The following is a 24,959-nucleotide window of genomic DNA, read 5'->3' as shown; positions in this document are numbered from 1 at the left end:
GGGCAGTGAGGAGCAACAGGCCAGCCCTGGAAGATCGCATCGTCAATTCCCCTTCGCGGACAGGGCGGTGAGGATCGACGGGCTGCCGGCGGCGACGCACAGGCGGCCCGCGCCGGCCGTCCAGGTCAGGGTTGCCGGGTCGGTGCCCTTGTAGCCGGAGTACTTCCAGCGGGCCTTGCCGTTGGCGGGGTCGAGGGCCCAGACCACCGCGTCGCGGCCGATCCGGTAGAGGGTGTCCTCGGCGTACAGCAGGTCGGCGCTGTACGTGCCGGTGGCGGTGCCGTCGGGTGGCAGCGGGGTCTTCCAGCGCGGGGTGCCGCTCTTCAGGTCGAGGGCGCCGACGGAGGAGCCGCCGTCGATGTCGGCCCACAGGCAGTACAGCAGGCTGTCGTCGGGGCCCTGTGCGAAGGCGCTGCCGTTCGGGCGGGGGCCGAGGATGCCGGGGGCGGACCAGGCGGGTCTGCCGGTGGCGGGGTCGAGGGCGGTGACGGCGCCGTCCTTGTCGGGGGTGAGGAACCAGCCGCCGGCCGCGGCGATGCCGAAGGACTGCAGGCGGGCCTGCCAGGAGACGGAGCCGGTGCCGTCGAGGGCCGTGAGGCGGTCCGCGGCGGACACCAGGATCCGGTCGCCGTCGGCCGGCAGGGCGGCTTCCAGCAGCAGCTCGCCGTCGCCGTGGAACCAGGCGGTGCGCCGCCCGGCCAGGTCGACCGCCCACACGTTGCTGCCCTGCTGGTTCTGCCCCTGGCCGAGGCCCAGGACGTACGCGGTGCCGCCGCGGATCCCGGCGAGGCGCAGCACCCCGGCCGCCTTCGGCTTGTCCAGTGTCACCCCACCGTCGGCCTTCCCGTCGGCCGGGTCGATGGCGAGCAGCACGGTCGCCAGGCCGCCCAGCCCGCCCGTACTGCCCATCCCGGCGAGTTGGATGCGGTGGCCGTCGAAGGCGGCGACGGGGTGCGGCTGGGTGGAGTCGAGCGCGAAGGTGAGGCCGGCCGTGGCGTCGTCCAGCGTCCACTTCGGCTTGCCGTCGCCGTCGACCGCCCAGGTCTGCCGGGTCGTGATGCCGACCACCGCGCCGTCCAGCGACAGCAGTTGGACGCACGGCAGGGTGACCTGGTGGTTCTGCCAGAGCGGGACGGCCTCCGGGACGTCCGCACTCGGCCGCACCGGCGGGGCGGCCTGCTTGCCGGACGCGCTGCCGCGGCCCCGGTCGATCAGCGCGTAGGCGGCGCCGGCCGCACCGGCGGCGAGGACGCCCCCGCCGAGCGCGAGCAGCGTCCGGCGGCGCGGCCCGCGCGACGGCGGCCGGTCGACGGGCGCGGTTGCGGACTCGGGGGCGCGCGGGGGCATCGGCGGTGGTGCGGGCGCCGCGGTGAGCACGGCGCGGACGGCGCGCACGTCGGTGGCGACGGTGGGCGGCAGCCAGCCGTCCGGACCGGCGGGGTGGCCGGCCAGGGCGACGTGCGCGACGAGTTGACGGGGCGTCGGACGGTGCGCCGGGTTCTTGGCGAGGCACGCGGCGACCAGGGTGCGCAGGTCGGCGGGGAGCTCGCCGAGCTCGGGTTCGGTGTTGACGATCCGGAACAGCACGGCCGCGCCCGCCCCCTCGCCGAACAGGTTCCGGCCGAGGGCGGCGTACGCCACGGTGGAGCCGAGCGAGAACACGTCGGCGGCGGGCGTGAGCGGCTCGCCGAGGGCCTGCTCGGGGGACATGTACGGCGCGGAGCCGATCACCGAGCCGGTGGTGGTCAGCCCTTCGGCGTCGGCGGCCCGGGAGATGCCGAAGTCGATGACGTGCGGCCCGTCCAGCGCGAGCAGCACGTTCCCCGGTTTCAGGTCGCGGTGGATCAGCCCGGCGCCGTGCACCTCGCCGAGCGCCTCGGCGAGTCCGGCGGCCAGCGTGCGGACGGTCGCGACGGGCAGCGGGCCGTGCCGTTCGACGGCCTGACGCAGCGCCAGGCCGGGCACGAACGCGGTCGCCATCCACGGCAGCGCGGCCTCCGGGTCGGCGTCCACCACGGGCGCGGTGAACGCGCCGGACACCCGCCGGGCGGCGGCCACCTCCTGCCGGAAGCGCTGCCGGAACTCGGCGTCCTCCGCCAGCTCCGGCCGCACCACCTTGACCGCGACCGCCCGGCCGCCGACCGAGCGCCCCAGGTAGACCGCACCCATGCCGCCGGCCCCGAGCCGGCCCACCAGTGCGTACGGCCCGACCTGCCGCGGATCCATCCCGTCGAGTGGCTGCACCTGCCCGTCCCTTCCCCGTCGGGTGCGCGGACCGAACCCTACGGTCTGCGGGCGGGGCGAGGAAGCCGATCACACCGAATCCTCACCTCGGCACGCGACTTGATGGAACGTCAGTTCAATCCGGCGCGGTGGGCGAACAGTGCCGCCTGGACCCGGTTCTCCAGCCCGAGGCGGGTGAGGATCCGGTTGACCCGGCTCTTCACGTTCGCCTCGGTCAGGCCGAGGGCTTCGCCGATCCGGGCGTTGGACAGGCCGCGGCCGACCAGCACCAGTACCTGGAGCTCCCGTTCGGTGAGCAGCTCGACGCCTTCGGCCACCGGAGCGTCGAGTGCGGGCAGCAGGGCGGGCGGCAGCGCGGTGAGGGTGTCGATCAGCCGACGGGTGACGCTCGGCGCGAGCACCGACTCACCGGCGGCGGTGGCCCGGATCGCCCGGGCCAGTTGCTCGGGGGCGCTGTTCTTCAGCAGGAAGCCGTCCGCCCCGGCCCGCAGCCCCTCGTGCACGTACTCGTCCAGGTCGAACGTGGTGAGCAGCAGGACGCGCGGCGCCGGCCCCGGGCCGGGCCACTCGGCGGAGATCCGGCGGGTGGCCTCGATGCCGGTGGTGCCGGGCATCCGGATGTCCATCAGGACGACGTCGGGCCGCAGTTCGACGGCGAGCGCGAACGCCCGTTCCCCGTCGGCGGCTTCACCGATCACCGACAGCCCCTCACGCCGGTCGATGACCAGCCGCAGCGCCGTCCGAACGATCTCCTGGTCGTCGACGACCAGCACCCGCACGCTCATCCGCCCGCCTCCCCCGCCAGCGCCGGCGCCGGCGCCAGCGACTCCACCCACGCCCACGCCTCCGACTCCGACTCCGCCCGCACCGACAACCCGGCGCCCCGCCCGCTCATGCTGGCACCTCCCCCGCCCGGGTCCGCGCCTGCGCCCACTCGCCCGACTCCGCCCGCACCGACAGCTCGGCGCGCAGCCGCCAGCCGCCCCCGGCCTGCGGCCCGGCGTCCAGGGTGCCGTCGAAGGCCGCCGCCCGTTCCCGCACGCCGATCAGTCCCCGCCCGGAGCCGGGGACCGGCCGGTGGCCGGGGGTCGGCGGGCCGTTCTCGACCTCGATGACCAGCCGTCCGGCGGCGGCGCGGACGGCGATCCGGACGGCGACGGGGCCGGCGTGCTTGAGCACGTTGGTCAGCGACTCCTGGACGATCCGGTAGGCGCAGACCTCCAGCCCGGCCGGGAGTGCGTCGTCCACCGGGAGTTCCACCGCCGTGTCGACCCGGCAGCCCGCTGCCCGAGCCGCGTCGGCGAGCCGGTCGAGGTGGGCGAGGGACGGTTCGGGGGCGAGGCACTGCCCCCGGGTGGACAGCAGGCCGAGGATGCGCCGCATCTCGACCAGCGCGGTGTCCGCGGTCCGGGCGATCTGCCCGACGCCCTGGACGGCCAGCAGCGGATCGTCCGTCAGGACGTCCTCGGCGGCCCGGGCCTGCACGGCGATCGCGCTGACGTGGTGCGCCACCACGTCGTGCAGGTCCCGGGCGATCCGGGCCCGCTCCCCGGCCACCGCCTGCCGGGCGTTGCGTTCCTGCTCGGCCCGCAACCGCCCGTTGAGCTCGCGCAGCCGGTCGGCGTCGGCGCCGATCCGGCGGCGGCCCGACCCGAGGATCCAGGCCAGGGCGAAGAAGAACACGAACGTGGTGGTGCTGATGGGCTCCAACGACCCGAGCTGCGGCCGCTCCCAGTGCCCGCTCAGGGCGTCGCCCGCCGTGACCGCCGCCAGGCACAGCGCGGCGCCGAACACCCCCGCCCGGCGCGGGGCGTAGCGAGCCAACGCGTACACGCCGAGCATCAGCAGGTACGGGCCGGGGATCTTCCCCGGGATCGGGTCGAGGAGTCGGAACAACAGGTACACAGCTGTCATCGCCGTCAGCACGGCCCCGGGCCACCGTCGCCGCCACAGCAGCGGGACGGTCTGCGCGGCCCACAGTGCGACAGCCCAACTGCCGGGCACCGGCGTGTGGTTCAGCACGGTAGCGGCGTCGAACAGGGTCAGTCCACCGCCGAGCGCCGCGTCCGTCAGCCGCGGCCGGTCGGCGATCCATCGGGGTGCGGCACGCAGCGCCGTCGTCGTCCAGGTAGCCATCGGTCCGTCAGGTTAGACCAGCGCCTCCCCGGTGCGGATCCTCCGCCGGGCGCACATCGATGGTTGCGTGGGCAGCCGCCGGCGGCACCCGCCGATCCGCCCGACGCCTGCCCGGTCTACTCGGCGTGCACGAGGGCGACGCTCTCCTGTTCCTGCGGCTCGGCGTCGTTCACGGCCGACGCGGGAACGCCGAAGATCCGGTCGAAGGCCCAGTGGTAGGCGAACGTGTAGAAGGGGACGTAGACGATGAACACCACGTCGAGCAGGAACGCCCGAACCAGCGTGATCTCCAGCCACCACGCGATGAGCGGGATGAGGAAGCAGATCAGGGTGGCCTGAAATCCGACCGCGTGCAGAATCCGACGCCACACCGTCCGGGTACGGTCGGCCTGACGCGATTCCCATGCCTCGAAGAGGTAGTTGTACGCCATGTTCCACAGCGTCGCGATGACCGTGATCATGATCGCCAGCGGGCCGGTGGAGGAGACCGAGTCACCCGTCAACAGCGTCATCACCGTCGTGCCCACCGCCAGCCCGAGGACCTCGTATCCCCCGACGTAGACCAGCTTCCGCTTTATGCCCTGCACAGTGATTTCTCCCAGTTCTTCTGTCTGCGTACGAGGAAGCTAGTTCAGGTACGCTGGCGCAAAAAGCAAGGTTCTTTCAGAAGAACTGACAGAACCGAACTGCCGGAGCTGCCGGAACGGACGGAGCTGACAGGTGAGGGGCGTATGGCGCTCTCCAGCGACGACATCACGCTGATCCTGGCCGTGGTGGACCACGGCTCCTTCTCCGGCGCGGCCCGCGCACTGCGCCGGGTCCCCTCCGCGGTCAGCATGAGCGTCGCCAACATCGAGGCCGAACTCGGCTACCCGCTGTTCGACCGCTCCCACCGCGAGGCCGTACCGACCGCCCAGGCCATGGCCCTGGTGCCGCAGGCCCGGACCATCGCCAGCAGCCTGCGCCTTCTCCAGGTCCACGCCGCCCAGCTGTCCCAGGACCTGGAGAGCACCCTCACCGTCGCCGTGGCCACCGGCATCCCGGACCGCGGCCTGCTGGACGCCGTGATCCGCATCGGCGCCCGCTACCCGCTCCTGCGCGTCAACCTGCTCCGTGCACCCCAGGACCAGGTCCGCACGATGCTCCACCAGGAACGCGTCGACCTGGCCCTGATGGCCGCCGCCACCCGCACGGACCGGGAGGAAGCCCGGGTCACCGTAGGAGAGGAGACCTACGTCGCCGTCGCCTCGGCCACCGTCGACACGCCCAGCCTTCCCATCGACCTGCGCCGCCTGGAAGACCTGAGCACCAGCCGCCAGATCGTGGTCTCCGGCCCCGACGACCCCATCGAGCGCCTGCTCCTCATCTCCGACGACCGCTGGCACGTGGACTCGGTGGAAGCCGCGATCGACCTGGTCCAGGGCGGCGCGGGCTGGGCCAACCTGCCCACCACCTCGATCCGGCCGGCCGTCGCCGCCGGCCGCCTACAGGTCCTGAAGTTCGAGAACACCCGGAACGGCGTCCTCCTGCCCGTCCATCTGGCCTGGCTGCGCCGAAATCCCCTGCGCAGGGCCGCAGGAGAGGTCGTCGAGCTGATGCACCACGGCCACCGCTGAGCATTCGGCGGAGGCCGCGCACCGGCCCGATCGGCACTGCCGAAGTGGCGCCGGAGAGAGCGCTTTCCTCCGCCGGGCGCACATCCTTGGTTGCGCAGCGCGCCGAAGTCTCGCCGTGCGGGCCGACGTGCCGGGCCCGGACGGCCGCCTAGCGTCGCCCCCATGACATCCGACATGGCATCCGACATGGCATCCGACGCGGCATCCAACTCCCGTGAAACATCCCGTCGTTCGTGGTGGCGCAGTCGCCCGTCCCTCCTCCTGGCCGGCACGGCGGCCATGCTGTTCGCGGTCGGCGGCCGGTGGGACGTCGCCGCGTCGGCCTGGGTCTTCCCGGTGTTCCTGCTGGCGTTCTCGCGGCGGTCCGGGGTGTGGTCCGGGGCGGGGTGGGTGTGGGGGGCGCATGGGGCGGCGGCGGTGTTCTGGGTGTGGGAGTCGGCGATCGGGTTCAATCCGGTGGTGGTGGGCGGCGCGGTCGGGCTTGCCGCGTTGCAGACGGCGCCGTTCCTCGTCGACCGATTGCTGTCCGGGCGGTTGCGGCCGTGGCAGGGGGCGCTGGTGTTCCCGGCCGGGTTGGCTGCCGCCGAGTTCCTGATCACGGTGCTGTCGCCGTTCGGGACGGCGTTCGGGTCGCTGGCGGTCACGCAGTACGACAACCTGCCGCTGTTGCAGGTGGTTTCGGTGACCGGCCCGTACGGCGTCGGCTTCCTGATCGGGTGGTTCGCCGCCACCGTCCTGCGGATCCGGCGGTGGCCGTCGTGGCGCAGCGGCGCGGTGTGCGGGTCGGTGCTGGTGGCGGTGCTGCTAGCGGGCGGGGCCCGGCTGGCGTCGGGGCCGGACGGGGGGCCGACGGTGCGGGTGGCGGGGGTCAGCCCGAGCCGGGCGGTGGTCAACGCCGAGGAGGCCGCGCTGGAGCAACTCTCGGCCGAGAACGTGCAGTTCCGGGCCGCGCCGGGGGCGGAGGCGGGGGCGATCACGGACGCCGTCGAGGCTGATCTGCTGGCGTCGACCCGGCGGGAGGCCGCGGCGGGCGCGAAGATCGTGGTCTGGCCGGAGGAGGCGGTGCGGACGCAGGAGGCGCAGGCGGGTGCGGTGATCGCGGCCGCGCAGGAGGGGGCCCGGCAGTCGGGTGTGTACCTGGAGGTGGGGCTGCGGGTGGACAGTGCGGCCGGCCCGGCGCAGGACCGGGACGAGGCGCTGCTGATCGACCCGTCCGGGACGGTGCTGTGGACGTACCGGAAGGCGCACCCCATCCCGGGCTCGGAGTCGTACGCGCCCGGCGACGGCCGGGTGCCGGTCGCCGACACCCCGTACGGCCGGATCGCCGATGTGATCTGCTACGACGCCGACTTCCCGGCGCTGATGCAGGTCCGGGCGGACCTGATGCTGGTGCCCTCGCACGACTGGCGGGAGTACGGTTCCGCGCACACGAAGAAGGCCGCGCTGCGGGCCGTCGAGAACGGCTACAGCCTGATCCGCCAGGACTCGGCGGGCGTGTCGACCGCCTTCGACAGCCGGGGCCGCGTGCTCGCCACCGCCGACTGGTTCGGCACGGACCAGCAGACCGTGGTCGCCCAGCTGCCGACGCACCGCACCGCCACGGTCTACAACCGGATCGGCGACACCTTCGCCCGGCTCTGCCTGGCCGCCGTCGCCGCCCTCGCCGTCACCGCCCTGATCCGCCGTCACATCGGCGAGGAACGTTGACGATCTCCGTCGATCACCGTCGCGCCGGCACCGGGCGTTCTGGCAGGGTGGCGTACGGACGGCCCGGCAGCGAACGGGCCCGGGGACGGCAACGGGGGAAGTGTGAGCGAGACAGTGACGGTTCCGGCGCCGCGCGCGGCCGGGCGGGCCGAGCCCGACGGCGACGGACACATGATCGTCTGCGGGGGCGGGCCGCTCGCGCACCGGTTGGCGGTGCAGCTCTCCGCGCTGTACGACCGCCGGGTGGTCGTGCTGGTGCCGTCGCTGACGGAGCGGCACGGGCCGCGGCTCGTCGAACTGGCCCGGGAGCGGCCGGGTTCGGTGGAGGTGCTGGAGGCGTCCCGGCTGGACGTGGCGGCGCTGGAGCTGGCCGGGGTGAGGGGTGCGGTGGCGCTCGCCCTGACCTCGGGGGACGACCACGCCAACCTTCAGGTCGCCCTGAACGCGCGCCAGTTGAACCCGGAACTGCGGCTGGTGGTACGGGTGTTCAACCGGCGGCTGGGCCTGCGGATCGAGCAGGCGCTGGACCGGGCCGCACTGGCCCGCAACCCGGAGCTGACCAGGGCCGAGCTGGAGGCGTCCACCACGGTGCTGTCCACCTCGGCGACCGCCGCGCCGGCCCTGGTGGCGGCGGCGGTGTCGGGCCGCAGCCAGGCGGTGCAGGTGGACGGCCGGCTGCTGCGGACCACCGTGCGGCGGGCCGGGGAGGCCGCGTCGGGACGGGAGTTGGCGACGGTGACGGCCGTCGGCCCGCCCGACGAGCCGGGGGACGGTTCGGCGCTGCTGCCCGCCCCGGAGGCCACCGGGGGCGAGCGGCTGGTGCTGGAGCTGCTGGGCGACGGGTCGACGACGGCCCGCCGGCGCCGACTCCCGGGGATGCCGGGGATGCCGTTCGCGTCGCTGTTCTCGGCGCGGCTGCGCTGGTCGTTGGCCGGAGTGGTCGCGCTGGTCGCACTGCTGGCGGGAACGACGGCGGTGCTCACCGGGGAGTCCCCGGCACACTCGGCGTGGCTGCGGCTGATGGACGTGCTGGAGATCGCCGATCCGACGGAGGAGGGCGGCCGGACCGGCAAGGTGCTGCAGATCCTGACGGCGATCAGCGGAATGATGCTGATGCCGCTGCTGATCGCCCTGGTGCTGGAGGCGCTGGGCACCTTCCGCACCGCGACGGCGCTGCGCCGCCCGTCGCGCGGGCTGACCGACCACGTGGTGCTGGTGGGCCTGGGCCGACTCGGCAGCCGGGTGCTGGAGCAACTGTGGGACCTGGACGTGCCGGTGGTGTGCGTGGAGGCCGACCCGGCGGCGGTCGGCGTGGCCCGGGCGCGGGCGTTCGGGGTGCCGGTGGTGATCGGGGACGCCACCCAGGACGGGGTGCTGGAGGCCGCGAAGGTGGACCGCGCGCAGGCGCTGCTGGCGCTCAGCAGCGACGACTCCACCAACTTCGAGGTGGCGCTGGCGGGCCGCGAGACCGCGCCCGAACTCCGCACGGTGCTACGGCTGTTCGACGACGACTTCGCGGAGAACGTGTACCTGACGCTGCGCGACTCGTACCCCGAGGCACAGACCCGCAGCCGCAGCGTGGCCTACCTCTCGGCCCCCGCGTTCGCGTCCGCGATGATGGGCCGTCAGGTGATCGGGGCCCTCGCCGTCGGCCGCGAGGTGCTGGTGATCGCCGCCGTGGACGTGGCCCGCTCCCCCCGGCTGCGCGGCGTCACCGTGGCCGACGCCCACCGCCCGGGCCTGTGGCGGGTCCTGGCCGTCGACCTCGCCCCGCCGGAGCTGCGCAGCCCTGACCTCGCCCAACCGCACGTCAGCGGACCGGAGTTGCTCTGGTCGCCGCCCGAGAACCAGGTCCTGACCGAGGGCGACCGCATAGTGGTGGCGGCCACCGCCCGCGGCCTGGGCCTCCTGGGCTCCCGCAGCGACTGAGGCCGGTCAGCGGGACGGGCGCTGCGGCGCGCCGAGGTAGGCGAGGACGGCGAGGACACGCCGGTCGCCGCTGTCCTCCGGGGGGAGGTCGAGCTTCACGAAGACGTTCCCGATGTGCTTGTGCACGGCCCGCTCGGTGACCACCAGGCGGTCGGCGATCTCGGAGTTCCCGTACCCCTGGGCCATCATCGCGAGCACCTCGCGTTCGCGTTCGGTGAGCCTGGACAGCGGGTTGCCGTGCGTGGCGAACAGTTGCCGGACGACGTCCGGGTCCAGCGCGGTGCCGCCGGCGGCCACCCGGTGCAGCGCCTCCAGGAAGTCGTCGACGCGGGCGACCCGGTCCTTGAGCAGGTAGCCGACGCCGGCGCCGTCGGCGAGCAACTCCCGGGCGTAGGTGTCCTCGACGTACTGGGAGAGCACCAGGATCGGCAGGCCGGGGACGTCCTTCCGGGCCCGCAGGACGGCTCTGATGCCCTCGTCGGTGAAGGTCGGCGGGAGACGGACGTCCACCACGGCCACGTCGGGCCGGTGCGCGACGGCGGCCGCGACGAAGGACCCGGCGTCCCCGGTGATCGCGAGCACCTCGTTGCCCAGGGCCTCCAGCAGGGCGCAGAGCCCCTGCGCGAGCAGCGCGTTGTCCTCGGCGATCAGGATGCGCACGGGCACTCCACGGTGATCACGGTGGGGCCGCCGGCCGGACTCCGCACCCGCAGCGCCCCGTCCACCGCCTCGACGCGTTGTCGCATGCCGCGCAGGCCGCTGCCGAGGCCCTCGGCGGCCCCGCCCCGGCCGTCGTCGGCGATCTCCGCGCGGACGGCCGCCGCCGTCCTGGTCAGGGTGACCGCGACGGTACCGGCGTGGGCGTGCTTGGCCGCGTTGGTGAGCGCCTCCGTGACGGCGAAGTACACGGCGACCTCGATCTGTGCGGGCACGTCGCCGAGTTCGCCGACGGCAAGGGTGGCGGGAACCGGGCTGCGGGCGACCACCGCGGAGACCGCACCGGCCAGGCCCCGGTCCGCGAGGATCGGCGGGTAGACGGAACGCAGCACGTCGCGCAGTTCGGCCATCGCCTCCTCCGCGCCCTCCCGCGCCCGGGTGAGCAGCGGGCCGACCGCGGCCGGGTCTGAGCCGAACAGCCGTTCGGCGAGCCCGAGTTGCATGGCGAGCGAGACCAGCCGGGCCTGGGTGCCGTCGTGCAGGTCCCGCTCGATGCGGCGCAGTTCGCTGCCGTGCGCGTCGATCGCCCCGCTGCGGGTCCGGTCCAGCGCCGCCACCCGATCGGCGAGCGCCGCGGCGGCCGACGGGGCGAGCAGCCAACGGCTCACGGACGCCGCCGACCTGGCCACCAGCGGCGGGCCGAACAGGGCGAGCAGCACGCTCAGCAGGAACTGCGGCACGCCCGCGTACACCACGGACGCCCAACTGTCGATCGGGACGTCCAGGATCAACCGGATCGGGTCCTGCGCGGGGAACAGCCACCACAGGCCCGCCAGCACCGACACGGCCACCGGGAACAGGAACAGCGCCACGCCGAGGATCCCCAGCACGGTGCCGGCCACCAGCTGCCCGGGCGCCCAGCGCAGATCGCGGCCGGTCGCCGAGTCCGACAGCATCACCAGCAACGGCCTGCGCCCGTGCGGTCCGGCGACCGCCACCGGCGCCGCCCACCGGCCCAGCCGGGCGCGTTCGGCATCGGCCAGCCGGCGCAGCAGCCGCAGCTCGTACGGCAGGACGAGCAGGCCCAGGCCGACCAGGCAGAGCACCGACGAGTAGACCAGCACGGGCACCACCACGATCAGGGCCAGCCCGCGGACGAACACGGCCGTGCAGTACCCGGTGGCGCGCGCCGAACGGGCGGCCACCGCGAGCGACTTCTCCCACTTGTTCACGGCAGCCAGTCTTTCCCGCCCGAACCGCCCGGCGCAGTGGAGCCTGCTACACCGTTGATCGACGAGCCTGCACCATCGTCCCGGCCGGGGCGCGGTTCGTAGCGTCCGGGCCATGAAACCGAACCCACCCTCCGGCCTCCTCCCGTTCCTCGCCATCAGCTTCGCCGGCGCCTGGCTCGCCATGGTCCCGCTCTGGCTCGACGGCCTCCGCCGGACCAGCGCCGCACAGGGCACGCCACCGCTCGCCGCGCTCTGCATGATCCTGATGATGCTGGTCCCGGCCCTGACCGCCTTCGGGCTCACCGCCCACCGCCACGGACCACGCGCGGCCGTCCGAATCCTCGGACTCACCAGGGCCACCCCGTGGCGGCACGAACTCCGCTCCGTGGCCGCCGCGTTGACGATCCCGCTGGCCCTCACCGCCGGCGGCCTGGCCGTGGCGGCGCTCGCCGGCCGGTACTCCCCCGCCCACCTGCCCGGCCCCACCGCGATCACCCCGCTGGCACTGAGCGCGCTGGTGTCCGTCCCGCTGTACTTCGGCGAGGAACTCGGCTGGCAGGGCTACCTGCTGCCCCGCCTGCTCCGCTACGGCCGGACCCGCGGACTGCTGATCGGCGGCGCGATCTGGGGCGCCTGGCACGTCCCGATGACCGCCCTCGGCGGCAGCTACCCCGGCCACTCGGTGCTGCTCGGCATACCCGTCGCCGTGGTGACCGCGACGCTGCTCGGCACCGTGATCGCCACCGTCCGGCTCTCCACCGGGTCGGTCTGGGCGGCGGTCGCGGCGCACGTCTCCCTCAACGAGTTCGCACTGCCGCTGACCCGCGAGATCTCGGCCGGTCTCGTCGACCCCTTGTTCGCCGGCCCGTTGAGCGTCACGACCTGGCCGGCCACCGCTCTCGCCGTCCTGGCCACCTGGCTGGCCCATCGCCGCCGCGCCGGGCGGACGGAACTGGGCTGTACGGAACAGGAGTTGAGCGGGTCGCACCGCCACGCCGCCTGACGGGTCCGGGCCGCTGCCCGGAGGCGGCGGCCCGGACGCAGGCCGTCAGTCGGCGGCCAGCCGGTAGCGGCCGGACTGCCGGAGCATCAGCCCGTCGTCGACCAGCGTGCGCCGCAGCGAGACGGCGTCCAACAGGCCGCCCTCGCACCAGGGTTGCAGGCGCTCGGTGACCGTCCGCTCGTCGTACTCCCGGCCGGTCGCGAAGGTGGCCCCGGCGAGGTGGCGGAGGACCGCGTGGCGGGCGTCGCTGTCGTCCTCCGGGAGGTCCACCAGGACGCCGCCGCGGATGCGCCCGCGCAGTTGCGGGTCGGGCTGGTCGTTCGCCGCCTCGTCGGCCAGGCGGCGGGCGGCGCTGTCCGCGGCGGCGGCGAGGGCGGCGTCGTTCAGGGCCACCGTGCCGCGCCCCTGGACGAGCAGGCCGGCCCGGACCAGCCGTCCGATGGCGGGGGCGGCGTCCGGTGCGGCGAGAGCGGAGACGGCGAGGATCTCGGAGGACGTCGTCGCGCCCAGGGCGACCGCCGAGAACACCCGGCGCTGGGTCGGATCGGCGAGTTGGATGGCGAGTTGATCGGGTGTCATGCGGGAAGCGCATCCTCTCCGGGGCTGTCTGGTCCTGACCGAATCCGGTCGCAACTCACGTTACTCGCACCCGAGTTCGACTCCGAACCGTTTTGCCGCCGGCCCGTGCACCGACTGCCGCTGCCGGGCAACCTCCGGTGCACGAACGCACAACTGCGGTGCGCCGGCCCGGCCTAGCGTGACGGGTGATCAGGGTCCGCACTCCGGCGGGCCCTTGAGAGAGGAGAACTGCGATGGCGCAGGGCACACTTGACGAGAAGACGTACGCCGCGGTCGAGCTGGCCGAGCGCGTGCTGGCGGGTGAGCCGGTCGCGGAGCCGGGCGCCCGGCCGTGCGCGGAGCAGTACCGCGTCGCCGTGATGGACTGGCCGTTCAACTTCTGCTGAGCGCACCCCGCCGGACCGCGACGCCCCCGGCGTCCGTGACCCGGCATCCGTGATCCGCCGCCCCGGGCCGTGCCCGTCCCGACCCGGGACGGCGGTACGCCCCCCTTTCGACCGGGAGGTTCCCGTGAAACTGCCCCGCCTGTTCCGCCGGCTGATTCCGCTGGTCGCGGCGCTCGCCGCGCTCGGCACGATTCCCGCCGCCGCCACCACGTCGAAAGCCCAACCGGCCGACGTGCGAGGGACGTTCGCCGTCGGCCCGCAGTACGACAGCACGCACGTGTACGTCGCGCCGGGCACCGAGCAGGCGTTCGTGGCGAGCTGGGTGTCCACCTTCGGCGGCTCGACGATCGGGCCGGTCGCCACCCAGGTGACTCCGACGCCCAGCCGGACGCTGTCCGAGCTGGTGATCTCGCCGGTCGGCACCCTGTCGGTGTTCGACTACACCACGCCGGTCCCGTACCCGTTCGGCGCCGAACGCACCGGCTGGCTGGTCACCGACCTGGACCGCGCGGTGCGGGCCGCCCGGGCCGACGGCGCGTCCGTGCTGGTCGCGCCGTTCGCCGACCCGATCGGCCGGGACGCGGTGGTCCAGTTCCCCGGCGGGATCAACGCCCAGCTCTACGTGCACACCACCCCGCCGAACTACCCGGCGCCGGCCAGCGTGCCGGAGAACCGGGTCTACCTTTCCCCGGACTCGGTGGACGCCTTCCTGCACAGCTACCGGTCGTTCACCGGCGGCCGGATCGTCTCCGACGACCGGCGGGCCGACGGCGCGGCGATCGGCCTGCCCGGCACCCGCTACCGGCTGGTGCGGCTCACCTCCGGGTTCGGCGAGACCGCCGTCGTGGTGACGGACGGCCACCAGCCCTACCCGTTCGGCCGGGAACTCACCGGCTACGCGGTGCCGGACCTCGACGCGACCCTGGCCCGGGCCCGGTCCGCCGGTGCGACGGTGCTGTGGGGGCCGGTCCGGGCGGACGGCCGGACCGGTGCGATGGTCGAGTTCCCGGGCGGCTACGTCGCCGAGCTTCACGCGACCTGACGAAACGTCATTTCGGTTCCGGCCTGCTGCCATTCGCGGGGGGACACCCCGTAGGCGGCCCGGAACGAGCGGCTGAAGTGACTCGCACTGACGAACCCCCAGCGGCCCGCCACCGCCGCCACAGTGGTCCGGGCCGCGGCCGGGCCGGCCAGCGCCCGCCGGCACACCTCCAGGCGTCGGCGCTGGATCCAGCGGGTCACCGTCTCGCCCTCGAACCGGAACAGCTTGTGCAGGTGGCGCACCGAGATGTGGTGCGCGGCCGCGATCCGTTCCGGCGTCAGGTCCGGGTCGCCGAGGTGGCGCAGGATGTGGTCCTTCACCCGGGCCAGCGTGGCGAGGGCCGTCCCGGGCGCGTCCGGGCCGCCCCGCCCGCACCGCTCCTGGCCGAGCGCGGCGAGCAGGTCGAGGGTGGTGGCGGCCAGCCGGGCGGCCACGGCCGGCTCCAGCGTCCCGGCCGCCTGCGCGAGGCGCTCCAGGTGGCCGGCCACCAGGCGGGCGGTGCCCGCGCCCGGGTCGAACGCCGTCGCGGTGAGCACCCGCAACTCGTCCTCCCCCAGGCCGCCCACGGCACGCGGCCAGTGGAACGCGGTGAAGGCGAACGGCCCGTCGAAGTCCTTGGCGAACGGCCGCCCGGCGTCCGAGAGCGCGAAAGCGCCCGGGCGCAGCAGGACTTGACGGCCGTCCTGGTCCAGCCGGGCGGTGCCGCGGCGCTGGAGCGCCACGGTGAGACGGTCCTCCCCGCCACGGGCGATCAGGCCCGCACTGCGCACGGCCTGCTGCGGCCCGGCCTGCACCAGGGAGACCCGGAGGGCGCCCAGCCGGTGGGTCACGATGGCGGCCGGTTCGGGCATCCGTTCCCGCAGCCGCACATCCAGCGGGACGAACGTACGGGAGACCGCCTCCTCCCAGTACGCGGCCCGCTCGGCAGGCGGGACGGCGGCGGTGTCGAGAACGACGGACATCAGCACTCCTCAGATCAGGGGCCGGACACCACAGCGCCCGACCGACAACTGCACCGGGCCGCCAGGCTCCGGCCCCGGGCACCACGGCTACCGGCCCACAACACCGCAGCACGCTGCCCACGCCACTCACGCGGCGACAGGAACGCCCGGCCGAAATGCGCCGGGCCGGCGAGGGCTACCCCCGACACCAACAGCCCGAACGGGCCGACAGGACGACGAACTTCAACACTCCTCAACTCGCACGGCCCGGCTGCCCGGCGGCATGGCAACCGACCCGACCGGTGCCCCGGACCCGCAACTCACGCCGCAGCGCGCTGCCCACGCCACTCACGCGGCGACACCCCGTACGCGGCCCGGAACGCCCGGCTGAAGTGCGCCGGGCTGGCGAAGCCCCAGCGTTGGGCGACCGCCGACACGGACGGGCCGGACGGGCCGCGCCGGGACAGCTCCTGGGCGCAGGCGTCCAGGCGGGTGCGGCGGATGAGTCGGCCGACCGTCATCTCCTCGGCCTCGAACAGTCGGTGCAGGTAGCGCACCGAGATGTGGTGGGCGCGGGCGATCGTCTCCGGCGACAGGTCGGAGTCGGCGAGGTGCCGCTCGATGTGGCCGCGGACCCGTCGGACCAGGTGGCCGTTCGGGGTGTCGTCGGCCTCGGTGCGCCGCGTCGCGGCGAGTTGCGCGGCCAGGGTGCCGACCAGGTCGGCGACGGTGCCGGCCAGCCGGTCGGCGACCGGCGCGGGGTAGTGGTGCGCGGTGCCGGCCAGCGTCTCCAGGAACGGCAGCAGCACCGACCCGAACCCGTCGGCGGCCGTCACCGGCACCCCGGTCACCTGCTGCCACTCGGCCGCGGGCACGCCGAGCAGCCGGCGCGGCAGGTGGAACAGGTGCGCGCGGAACGGCTCCGGGTAGTCGACGGTGTACGTCCGCCCGGTGTCGAACAGGACGAGTTCGCCGGGGCCCAGCACCGTCCGCCGGCCGTCCTGCGTCAGCACCGCCGTCCCGGACACCTGCACCCCGATGCCCGCCATCGGCTCCCCCGTCCCCGACACCTGCACCCCGATGCCCGCCATCGGCTCCCCCGCGTCCAGGGCCGGCCCGCCGGCGGGGAGTGCCGTGTCCGCCTCCAGGGTGGTGATCCGCAGGTACCCGACCCGGGACCTGACCACCCGTTCGCCGGTCCGTTCCGTCGTGGCCGGGCCCGCCGGCCACGGTCCCGCTGCGGCGGGCGCGCACCCGCCCGCTGTCCGCACACCCATCTCCGACTGTCTCCCTCCCGGATGCCCTGCTGCGAGCGTGCGGCACCGTCCGGGCGGCGGCTTAAGTCATTTGACTGCCCCTCCGAAGCGGTGCACTGCCGGTCGGATCGGCGTGCACGGACAGCACATTCGGGCCCCGTCCGGGCGCGGATCAGCGCTGGTCGAGCGCGTGTGCGAGCGCGGCCCGCGAGGTGATGCCGAGCTTCGGGAAGATCTTGTACAGGTGTGCCCCGACGGTGCGCGGCGAGAGCTGGAGCCGCCGGCCGATCTCCTTGTTGGTGAGGCCGGTGGCCGCGAGCCGGGCGATCCGCAGTTCCTGCCCGGTCAGTTCGGTCGGCTCCCCGGTCGGCCCGCCCGCGGGCGCCGTGACCGCCTCGCCCGCCGCCCTCAGTTCCTCCTCGCACCAGTGCATCCACGGCAGCGCCCGCAGCCGGCCGAAGTCGTGGTGGGCGGCCCGCAGCACCTCCCGCGCGCCGGGCCGGTGGCGGCGGCGCAGCCACGAGCCGTGGGCGAGTCGCAGCCGGGCCAGGTCGAACACCCACTGCTCGGCGCCGGGGACGACGTACGCCGCCCGGTAGGCGTCCTCGGCGTGCTCGTCGTCGGCGGCCAGCGCGGTGGCGGCCGCGAACAGGAAGGCGTGCCGGTCGGAGATCGCCGCGGAGCCGGCTGCCCGCGCCGCCGCGAGGTGCGCCAGCGCCTCGTCCCGGCGGCCGGTGTGCACGGCGGCGGCGACCTGGTCGAGGACCAGCGCGTGCCGCCACGGCGGCCCGCCGACCGGGTGCCCGGGCGTGGCGAGGACGCACAGGTGCGCGTACGCCTCGTCGTGGCGGCGGTGGGCGAACGCGACCAGGGCCCGCAGGTGGGCGAGGCGGTCCAGCACGTACCGCATCCGGGCCCGGGTGGCGATCGGCCGGATCGCCTCGTCGATCTCCCGCAGGCCGGCCTCGTCGCCGCGGCCGGCCAGGAAGTGCGCGTAGGACTGGCGGAAGATCAGGGCGTTGGTGCGGTAGCCGAGTTCGTCGGCGATCTCGGCCTCGCGCAGGCAGACCGGCGCCTGGTCCCAGCGGCCGAGCAGGAAGTCCTGGTGGGCCTTGGCCTTGGCGACCGAGCCCTGGGTGGCGTAGCTGTGCTGCCCGGCGAAGCGCTGCCACACCTCGCCCTCGGCGGAGTCGAGCGCGGAGGCCGTCCACAGCAGCAGCCAGGCCGCGCCGGCCTCCTGGTCGGCCGGCAGGTCGCGGGCCAGGGCGAGCAGGGCGTCGGCGGTGCCGGGGCCGGGGGCGGTCCAGGCCGTCAGGCAGAGCCGGCCGGCCTCGGAGACCTGGTCGCGGTGGCGTTCCAGGGCCCGCCAGGTCCACGGGTCGTCGGTGTAGGCGGCGGCCAGCAGCAGCTTGAAGAAGGCCTGTTCGACCAGTCCGCCGAAGGTGTCGGCGCCCGGCGCGGTCAGCGCGTCCAGGACGGCGGGCAGCAGCGCGGTGGAGGAGTCGAAGTCGATGCGGTGGCTCTGGTCGACGTACACCACCGCGTACCCGAACAGCGTGGCGACGTCCGCGGGCACGGTGGTGGCCGTCAGCTCCTCGACCAGCGCCGCGGCGTGGGACAGCTGCCCGCCGCGGGCCGCCATCACGGCCGCCCAGGTGAGCCGGCGGGAGCGGTTGCAGGAGTCGGTGCTGAGCACGGCGGCGCGCTCCAGCAGCAACGCGCCCTCCGCGTCGCCGCCGCGCGCGGCGAGGTCGCGGCCGGCCTCCTGGAGGCGGGCGGCGAGGGCGTCGTCGGGCAGCAGCGCGGCGGCGGCCTCGTGGGCGAGCCGGCGCGGGTCGTCGGGGGCGAGCGCGCCGGCCAGGTCGCGGTGGGCCCGGCGGCGGTCGGCGGCGGAGGCGGCGGACACCACGGCGGTGCGGGCCAGCGGGTGACGGAACACCAGCTGCCCGGTGTCGTCGAGCCGGGCGATGCCGTCCGCGTCGAGCCGGGCCAGGGCGTCGCCGAGGGCCCGGCCGTCGTCGGCCCGCAGCCGGCCGCCGCGGCCGGACCCGGAGCCGAGCGCCGCCATCAGCAGCAACCGGCCTGCCTCGGGCGGCAGTTCGCCGAGTCGTTCGGCGAATATTCGCTCCAGCTTCCGGCCCAGCGGCAGGCGCTCGGGCAGCGGCGCGAAGCCGCGCTGCTGGGCGGCGGCCAGCTGCCCGGGCAGCTCGACCAGCGCCAGCGGGTTGCCCGCGGCCTCGGCGAGCACCCGGTCCCGGGTGGTGGCGGCGAGGTCGGGTCGGCGGCTGTCCAGCAGCGCCGCCGCGTCGGCCTCGGGCAGCGCGCCGATGTCCAGCGCCTCGGCCGACCAGACCTGCGCGGACCGGCCGCCGGGGCGGCCGGCGATGACCAGCACCACCGGCAGGCGGGTGGAGCGGCGGTGCAGGAAGGCGAAGACGGTGGCGCTGGACGAGTCCAGCCACTGGAGGTCGTCCAGGACCAGCAGCACGGGCGCGGTGCGGGCCGCCTCGTCCAGCAGGGCCAGCGCGGCCGCGCCGACGGCGAATCCGCTCGGGGTGCCGGAGCGGACGCCGAAGGCGCTCTCCAGGGCCTCGCGCTGATGCCCGGTCAGCGCGGTGGAGTGCTGGAGCAGCGACCAGAACACCTGGTGCAGGGCGCCGAACGCGAAGTCGGTCTCCGCCTCCGTGCCGACGGCGCGCAGCACGGTGAACCCGCGGGCGCGGGCCTTGTGTTCGACCCAGGCCAGCAGGGTGCTCTTGCCGGCCCCGGCCTCGCCGCGCAGCAGGACCGCGGAGCCGCTGCCGTCCTCCTCGGCCTGCACCAGTGCCGCCGTCAGCAGTTCGGTCTCGCGTTGCCGTCCGACCAGGCCAGTAACCCGCCCGCCGTCCACCGTGCCTCATTCCCTCGGACGGCCCGGCCGGTCCGCGCCCCGGGACGCCAGGGTATCGCCCGGCCGGGCGGCCCCGGCAGTACGCCCCTGGCCTGCGGCTTCACGCCCGGCAGTGGACGGCGGTGAGGGCGTCCGGCTCCGTTCGTTCCCGGTGGAGGACGGCGGTGACGGCGGCCAGCTCCGTTCACTCCCGGTAGAGGACGGCGGTGACGGCGGCCAGCGCCGCACCGGCCACCAGCGCCCAGGCGAGCTGCCCGTGCAGCACCAGGACGGCGCCGGGGATCGCGCCGGCCAGCATGGTGGCGACGGACAGGATCCGGCGGCGCTGGCGGGGCGCGGTGCCGCCGGCCAGGCGGGAGTCGGCGGCCAGTCCGGTCAGGGTGAGGGTGAGCACGGTGGTGGTGAGGTCGGGGACGCCGAGGCCGCGCACGGTGGCGTTGCGGATGCCCATCGCCACCGCGCCGAGCGTGATCACCGCGTACCGGACGGGCCCCTCGACCGCCCAGAGGAACGCCACGGCGGCGGCCGTGCCGTGCAGCGCGACCTCCAGGACCAGCGCGGTGCGCAGCCGGCCCGGCCGCCGCCCGGTGGTGAACCGGCCGGCCAGCACCGCGCCGAGCAGGAACGCGCCGAGCGAGGTCATCGAGGCGGCGACCGAGAAGCCCGGTGCGCCGGCCAGGGCGAACGCGATGACGACCACGTTGCCGGTCATGTTGGCGGTGAAGACGTGGCCGAGGCCGAGGTAGCTGACGGCGTCGATCAGTCCGCTGGCCATGGTGAGCCCGAACAGGGCCAGTGCCAGCGGGTGGCGGTCGGTGATCTGCGACGCCGGGGTGGCGGTGGACACGCCTGTCTCCTCGTCGGGGTTGGCGGGCTTCCGGAGTTGACCGATCATCACAGGAAGCAGGGGTCCTGCGGCAGCGCCGACTGCCCGGGGACGGGGGCGGGGACGGCCCGGCCGCGGGCCAGGCGCCAGGCGTACTGCTCGTCGGAGTCGGCGGCGGCCTCCAGCACCCGGTCCGCCTGCCGGGCGCCGGCCAGGCCGGGCGCGGGGGTGGCCCGGTAGCCGCCGAATCGGGCGACGGGGCTCCACTCGGGGCTGATCGCGGGCAGGTCGGCGACCAGGCCCTCGTGCTCGGCGACGGCGTGCACGATCCGGCCGCCGACCACCGTGAGCACCGACTCGATGTGCGCGATGTCGGCCTCCTCGACCGTGAAGTAGTCGGCGCCCAGCACCGCCAGGTCGGCGTAACTGCCCACGGCCAGGCGGCCCTTGACGTCCTGCTCGCCGGTGAGGCGGGCGCCGCCGAGGGTGAACAGCTCCAGTGCCCGGGCCCGGTCGAGGCGGTTGTGCTCGGCGGCCAGCCGGCGGCCGGAGACGGCGCGGCCGGAGACCAGCCAGTGCAGTGCGACCCACGGGTTGTACGAGGACACCCGGGTGGCGTCGGTGCCGCCGGCCACCGTCAGGCCGCGGTCCAGCATGGCGCGCAGCGGCGGGGCCTCGGCCGCCGCGGCGGCGCCGTAGCGGTTCACGAACGCCTCGCCCTGGAAGGACAGCCGGTTCTGCACGGAGACCGCGCCGCCGAGTGCGGCGATCCGGTCCAGGCTCTCGCCGCTGACGGTCTCGGCGTGGTCGAACAGCCAGCGGTTGCCCTGCGGGAACAGGCCCTCGGCGGCGAGCTTCTCGAACACGGCGAGGTCGCGGCGGATCGTCTCGTCGTAGGTGGCGTGCAGCCGGAAACCCCAGCCGTGCTCCATCAGCATCCGGACGGCCTGCTCGAACTCGCTCTCGTACGCGCCGAGTTGCGGGCGCGGTTCGGCGAAGTTCTCGAAGTCGGCGGCGGCCCAGGTGAGGTTCTCGCCGGCGCCGTTCAGGCGCAGCCACGCGTCTCCCTCGCCGGGGCGGACGGTGTCGATCCAGCGCCTGAGGTCGTCGAGTTCCTGGCCGGCGGTCTGCGGGAACAGGTGGTAGGCGATGCGGAGCGTCAGCTCGCCGCGGCGGGCGAGTTCCATGACGGTGCCGTAGTTCTCCGGGAAGGCCTGGAAGCCTCCGGCGGCGTCGATCGCGGAGGTCAGGCCGAAACGGTTGAGTTCGCGCAGGAAGTGCCGGGTGGAGTCGAGCTTGTCGGCCTCGTCCAGGGTCGGGGCCTTGGCCAGCGTGGAGTACAGCAGCAGCGCGCCGGGCGCGGCGATCAGCAGGCCGGTGGGCTCGCCGTCGTGGCCGCGGACGATCTGGCCGCCGGCCGGGTCGGGGGTGTCCCGGGTGAAGCCGGCGGCGCGCAGCGCGGCCTTGTTGAGCAGCGCCGACTGGTACAGGTGCAGGACGAAGACGGGCGTGTCGGGCGCGGCGGCGTTCAGCTCGGCCAGGGTGGGCAGCCGGCGTTCGGCGAACTGGTCGGCGGACCAGCCGCCGACCACCCGCACCCACTGGCCGGCGGGGGTGCGTTCGGCCTGTTCGCGCAGCATGGCGAGCGCCTGGCGGAGCGAGCGGACGCCGTCCCAGCGCAGTTCCATCACGTAGTTGAGGCCGCCGCGGATGACGTGCAGGTGCGCGTCGTTGAGCCCGGGGACGACCCGCCGGCCGAGCGCGTCGACCACCCGGGTGCCGGGGCCGACCAGCGCGGCGACGTCGGCGTCCTCGCCGACCGCCGCTATGAGCCCGTCGCGGACGGCGAGGGCGGTGGCCTGCGGGCGGCGCGGGTCGTTGGTGAACACCTTGGCGTTGCGGACGACCAGGTCCGCGGGCTGGTCGGGGGTGCCGGGGCGGATTCCGACGACGGGCATGCTGGACAAGGCTGGTCCCCTTCGGGCGTACGGGAGGTCGGCACCGAACCTAGGCATTCCACCGCCCGCCCAACACCTCCCCAGCGCATGGCCGTTTGCCCCGGAGTGCACGGTCTCCGCCTCATGCGTTGTGGGAACAGTGCCGGGCGCGCAGCGGGCAGAACGGGCCGCCGGTCACGGCCTAGCGTGGTCGACGTGGCCCCCCGGCCGGCCCGGACGTGTGCCCGCCGGTTCGTCAATTCCCGTTGTTCTCACGAAAGAAGGTGCCGTTGTGGTCGACTTCGCCAACGTCAAGGCCGCCCCGAGCCCGGACCTGATCACCCCTGACAACGCGATGATGCTGTTCGTCGACCACCAGCCGCAGATGTTCTTCGGCACCGGCTCCGGCGACCGCACCTCGATCATCAACTCGACCGTGGGCCTGGCCAAGGCCGCGAAGATATTCGACGTGCCGGTGGTGCTGTCGACGGTCGCCGCCGAGTCCTTCTCCGGCCCGATCCTGCCGCAGCTGCGGGCGGTCTTCCCCGACCAGGAGATCGTCGACCGCACCAGCATGAACGCCTGGGAGGACGCGGCGCTGGTGGAGGCCGTCAAGGCCACCGGCCGCACCAAGATCGTCCTGTCGGGCCTGTGGACCGAGGTCTGCCTGGTCCTGCCCGCGCTCTCCGCGCTGGCCCAGGGCTACGAGGTGTACGTGGTGGCGGACGCCTCCGGCGGCGTGAGCCCGCGCGCCCACGAGCACGCCCTCCAGCGGATGACCGCCGCCGGCGCCGTGCCCGTCACCTGGGTGCAGGTGCTGCTGGAGCTCCAGCGCGACTGGGCCCGCACCGAGACCTACGTCGCCGTCACCGACCTGGTCAAGGAGCACGGCGGCGCCTACGGCATGGGCGTCGTCTACGCGCAGTCGATGATCGACCCGCACGCCGCGGGCTGACCGGCATGGACACCGGACTTCTCCTGCTCCGCCTGGTCGTCGGCCTGCTGATCGCCGGCCACGGCGTCCAGAAGATCAGCCACTTTCTCGGCGGCAACGGCCTGGAGGGCGGCACCGCCGAGTTCCGGGGCGACGGCTTCCGGGGCGGCAGGCTCACCGCCCTGGCGGCCGGCGGCACCCAGATCGGCGCCGGACTGATGCTCGCCGCCGGCCTGCTCACCCCCCTCGCGGGCGCGGGCGTCATGGGCGTCATGACCGTCGCCCTGACCGTCAAGTGGCCGCACGGCCTGTGGGTCCAGCACGACGGCTACGAGTTCCCGCTCGTCCTGATCGTCACCGCCGCCGCCCTCACCGCCACCGGCCCCGGCCGGTGGTCCGCGGACGGCGCGCTCGGCCTGGCCGACTGGCCGCTGTGGTGCCTCGCGCCGGCGGTGGTCGCGGGCGTCGGCGGCGGCCTGGCGACCCGGCTCGTCCTCCACCGCGAGTGAGACGCCGCGAAGCGGACGCCACCGCGGACGGGCTCGGTCCCCTGGAGCGAGAAATCGCCCAGGGGCCCGAGCCCGGACGATCCGACTCCCCCGATCGCACCCAGCATGTGACTCGTCAACGGCCCGCACGCCGGGCCACCCCACGGACGAGAGTGAAGTGCCATGCCCTACATCACCGTCGGCCAGGAGAACACCGCCGCGATCGAGCTCCACTACGAGGACCGCGGCACCGGGCAGCCGGTCGTGCTGATCCACGGCTTCCCGCTGAACGCGGCCTCCTGGGAGCGCCAGGAGGCCGCGCTGCTCGACGCCGGCCACCGGGTCGTCAGCTACGACCGGCGCGGCTTCGGCCGGTCCTCGCAGCCGGCCACCGGCTACGACTACGACACCTTCACGGCCGACCTGAACACCGTGCTGGAGACCCTGGACGTGCGCGACGCCGTCCTGGTCGGCTTCTCGATGGGCACCGGCGAGGTCGCCCGCTACGTGTCGACGTACGGCTCGGCCCGGGTCGCCAAGGTCGCCTTCCTCGCCTCGCTGGAGCCGTACCTGCTGCAGACCGAGGACAACCCGGAGGGTGCCGCGCCGAAGGAGTTCTTCGACGGCATCGTCGACGCCGTGAAGGCCGACCGCTTCGCCTACTACAGCGAGTTCTTCCAGAACTTCTACAACCTGGACGAGAACCTCGGCACCCGGATCAGCGAGGAGGCCGTCCGCAACAGCTGGAACGTCGCGGCAGGCGGCGGCGCGTACGCGGCCTCGGCCGCACCGTCCACCTGGTACACCGACTTCCGCGCCGACCTGCCCAGGATCGACGTTCCGGCGCTGATCGTGCACGGCACCGCCGACCGCATCCTGCCCGTCGAGAACACCGCCCGCCCGTTCCACCGCGCGCTGCCCGCCGCCGAGTACGTGGAGATCGAGGGCGCGCCGCACGGCCTGCTCTGGACCCATGCCGCGGAGGTCAACGCCGCACTGCTGGCCTTCCTGGCCAAGTAGGGACGCGCGCGGATCAGCACCCTCGCCGGGTCGGCAGGCGGACGGCCTCCCGGCCCGGTGGCGGAACCTGGCCAATCTGCAAAGGGGGCCTGTCATTTCCCCCAAGGGATTGTCATGCTGCTGCCCAACTCCCGTA

At 74.5% G+C, this 24,959-nt stretch carries 21 protein-coding genes; 9 read left to right on the top strand and 12 right to left on the bottom strand.

Going from position 1 to position 24,959, the window contains the following annotated elements:
* Positions 1-42: 42 nt before the first annotated feature.
* The 4 genes from ACIQF6_RS01425 to ACIQF6_RS01410 form a co-directional block, all read right to left on the bottom strand.
* Entirely contained in the window at positions 43-2,244 is a 2,202-nt protein-coding gene (locus ACIQF6_RS01425) for a PQQ-binding-like beta-propeller repeat protein (RefSeq protein ID WP_400888633.1), read from the bottom strand.
* Between the two features lie 110 nt (positions 2,245-2,354).
* Positions 2,355-3,029 (bottom strand): response regulator, encoded by a 675-nt coding sequence (locus ACIQF6_RS01420; protein WP_400888631.1) that lies wholly within the window; start codon positions 3,027-3,029, stop codon positions 2,355-2,357.
* 106 nt (positions 3,030-3,135) lie between these two features.
* On the bottom strand, positions 3,136-4,380 hold the full coding sequence (locus ACIQF6_RS01415) for a sensor histidine kinase (RefSeq protein ID WP_400888629.1): 1,245 nt from the start codon (positions 4,378-4,380) through the stop codon (positions 3,136-3,138).
* Positions 4,381-4,496: 116 nt separating this feature from the next.
* Positions 4,497-4,967 (bottom strand): PACE efflux transporter, encoded by a 471-nt coding sequence (locus ACIQF6_RS01410; protein ID WP_400888627.1) that lies wholly within the window; start codon positions 4,965-4,967, stop codon positions 4,497-4,499.
* 144 nt (positions 4,968-5,111) lie between these two features.
* On the opposite strand from ACIQF6_RS01410, the gene ACIQF6_RS01405 reads away from it, so the two are divergent.
* The 3 genes from ACIQF6_RS01405 to ACIQF6_RS01395 all read left to right on the top strand — a co-directional run bounded on the left by ACIQF6_RS01405 (position 5,112) and on the right by ACIQF6_RS01395 (position 9,632).
* Positions 5,112-5,996: a LysR family transcriptional regulator gene (locus ACIQF6_RS01405; RefSeq protein ID WP_400888625.1), complete on the top strand. Its 885-nt coding sequence runs from the start codon at positions 5,112-5,114 to the stop codon at positions 5,994-5,996.
* Between the two features lie 162 nt (positions 5,997-6,158).
* Positions 6,159-7,703, top strand: coding sequence for a nitrilase-related carbon-nitrogen hydrolase (locus ACIQF6_RS01400; protein ID WP_400888623.1), 1,545 nt, complete (start codon positions 6,159-6,161; stop codon positions 7,701-7,703).
* A 102-nt stretch (positions 7,704-7,805) separates the two neighbouring features.
* Complete coding sequence (locus ACIQF6_RS01395) at positions 7,806-9,632, top strand: NAD-binding protein (RefSeq protein WP_400888621.1); 1,827 nt, start codon at positions 7,806-7,808, stop codon at positions 9,630-9,632.
* 6 nt (positions 9,633-9,638) lie between these two features.
* Here the strand turns inward: ACIQF6_RS01395 and ACIQF6_RS01390 are convergent, their stop codons facing one another.
* The gene (locus tag ACIQF6_RS01390; protein ID WP_400888619.1) at positions 9,639-10,292 is read right to left on the bottom strand and encodes a LuxR C-terminal-related transcriptional regulator; all 654 of its coding nucleotides are present in this window, start codon (positions 10,290-10,292) and stop codon (positions 9,639-9,641) included.
* The gene (locus ACIQF6_RS01385; protein WP_400888618.1) at positions 10,280-11,521 is read right to left on the bottom strand and encodes a histidine kinase; all 1,242 of its coding nucleotides are present in this window, start codon (positions 11,519-11,521) and stop codon (positions 10,280-10,282) included. Before ACIQF6_RS01385 ends, ACIQF6_RS01390 begins: the two co-directional genes overlap by 13 nt.
* Before the next feature lie 112 nt (positions 11,522-11,633).
* Between ACIQF6_RS01385 and ACIQF6_RS01380 the strand changes: the two genes are divergently transcribed.
* Entirely contained in the window at positions 11,634-12,524 is an 891-nt protein-coding gene (locus tag ACIQF6_RS01380) for a CPBP family intramembrane glutamic endopeptidase (RefSeq protein WP_400888616.1), read from the top strand.
* Between the two features lie 45 nt (positions 12,525-12,569).
* Here ACIQF6_RS01380 and ACIQF6_RS01375 read toward each other — a convergent pair whose 3' ends face one another.
* Positions 12,570-13,103: a DUF2087 domain-containing protein gene (locus ACIQF6_RS01375; protein WP_400888614.1), complete on the bottom strand. Its 534-nt coding sequence runs from the start codon at positions 13,101-13,103 to the stop codon at positions 12,570-12,572.
* 233 nt (positions 13,104-13,336) lie between these two features.
* On the opposite strand from ACIQF6_RS01375, the gene ACIQF6_RS01370 reads away from it, so the two are divergent.
* Positions 13,337-13,489 (top strand): hypothetical protein, encoded by a 153-nt coding sequence (locus ACIQF6_RS01370; RefSeq protein ID WP_400888612.1) that lies wholly within the window; start codon positions 13,337-13,339, stop codon positions 13,487-13,489.
* 124 nt (positions 13,490-13,613) lie between these two features.
* A complete protein-coding gene (locus ACIQF6_RS01365) occupies positions 13,614-14,531 on the top strand; it encodes a VOC family protein (protein WP_400888610.1) in 918 nt (305 codons plus the stop codon).
* On the opposite strand, the gene ACIQF6_RS01360 is transcribed toward ACIQF6_RS01365, so the two are convergent.
* From ACIQF6_RS01360 to ACIQF6_RS01340, 5 genes are all read right to left on the bottom strand, one after another.
* Positions 14,519-15,493 (bottom strand): helix-turn-helix domain-containing protein, encoded by a 975-nt coding sequence (locus tag ACIQF6_RS01360; protein ID WP_400888608.1) that lies wholly within the window; start codon positions 15,491-15,493, stop codon positions 14,519-14,521. The two genes, ACIQF6_RS01365 and ACIQF6_RS01360, sit on opposite strands and share 13 nt — an antisense overlap.
* A 299-nt stretch (positions 15,494-15,792) precedes the next feature.
* Entirely contained in the window at positions 15,793-16,659 is an 867-nt protein-coding gene (locus ACIQF6_RS01355; protein ID WP_400888606.1) for a helix-turn-helix domain-containing protein, read from the bottom strand.
* Positions 16,660-16,900: 241 nt separating this feature from the next.
* On the bottom strand, positions 16,901-19,618 hold the full coding sequence (locus ACIQF6_RS01350; RefSeq protein ID WP_400888605.1) for a BREX system ATP-binding domain-containing protein: 2,718 nt from the start codon (positions 19,616-19,618) through the stop codon (positions 16,901-16,903).
* A 184-nt stretch (positions 19,619-19,802) separates the two neighbouring features.
* Entirely contained in the window at positions 19,803-20,465 is a 663-nt protein-coding gene (locus ACIQF6_RS01345) for a YoaK family protein (RefSeq protein ID WP_400888604.1), read from the bottom strand.
* Positions 20,466-20,512: 47 nt separating this feature from the next.
* Positions 20,513-22,402, bottom strand: coding sequence for an amidohydrolase (locus ACIQF6_RS01340; RefSeq protein WP_400888603.1), 1,890 nt, complete (start codon positions 22,400-22,402; stop codon positions 20,513-20,515).
* A 271-nt stretch (positions 22,403-22,673) separates the two neighbouring features.
* Between ACIQF6_RS01340 and ACIQF6_RS01335 the strand changes: the two genes are divergently transcribed.
* The 3 genes from ACIQF6_RS01335 (at position 22,674) to ACIQF6_RS01325 (ending at position 24,823) form a co-directional block, all read left to right on the top strand.
* Entirely contained in the window at positions 22,674-23,336 is a 663-nt protein-coding gene (locus ACIQF6_RS01335) for a hydrolase (protein ID WP_400888602.1), read from the top strand.
* A gap of 5 nt (positions 23,337-23,341) precedes the next feature.
* Positions 23,342-23,824, top strand: a complete 483-nt coding sequence (locus tag ACIQF6_RS01330; protein ID WP_400888600.1) for a DoxX family protein — start codon at positions 23,342-23,344, stop codon at positions 23,822-23,824.
* Positions 23,825-23,986: 162 nt separating this feature from the next.
* Positions 23,987-24,823 carry an alpha/beta fold hydrolase gene (locus tag ACIQF6_RS01325; RefSeq protein ID WP_400888598.1) on the top strand — a complete coding sequence of 279 codons (837 nt, stop codon included), beginning with the start codon at positions 23,987-23,989 and terminating at the stop codon, positions 24,821-24,823.
* Positions 24,824-24,959 lie beyond the last annotated feature (136 nt).

The sequence above is a fragment of the Kitasatospora sp. NPDC092948 genome (genome assembly GCF_044754805.1).
GTDB lineage: Bacteria > Actinomycetota > Actinomycetes > Streptomycetales > Streptomycetaceae > Kitasatospora.
The sequence above is the reverse complement of the archived record's forward strand: the minus strand, read 5'-3'. Positions and strand labels throughout refer to the sequence as shown.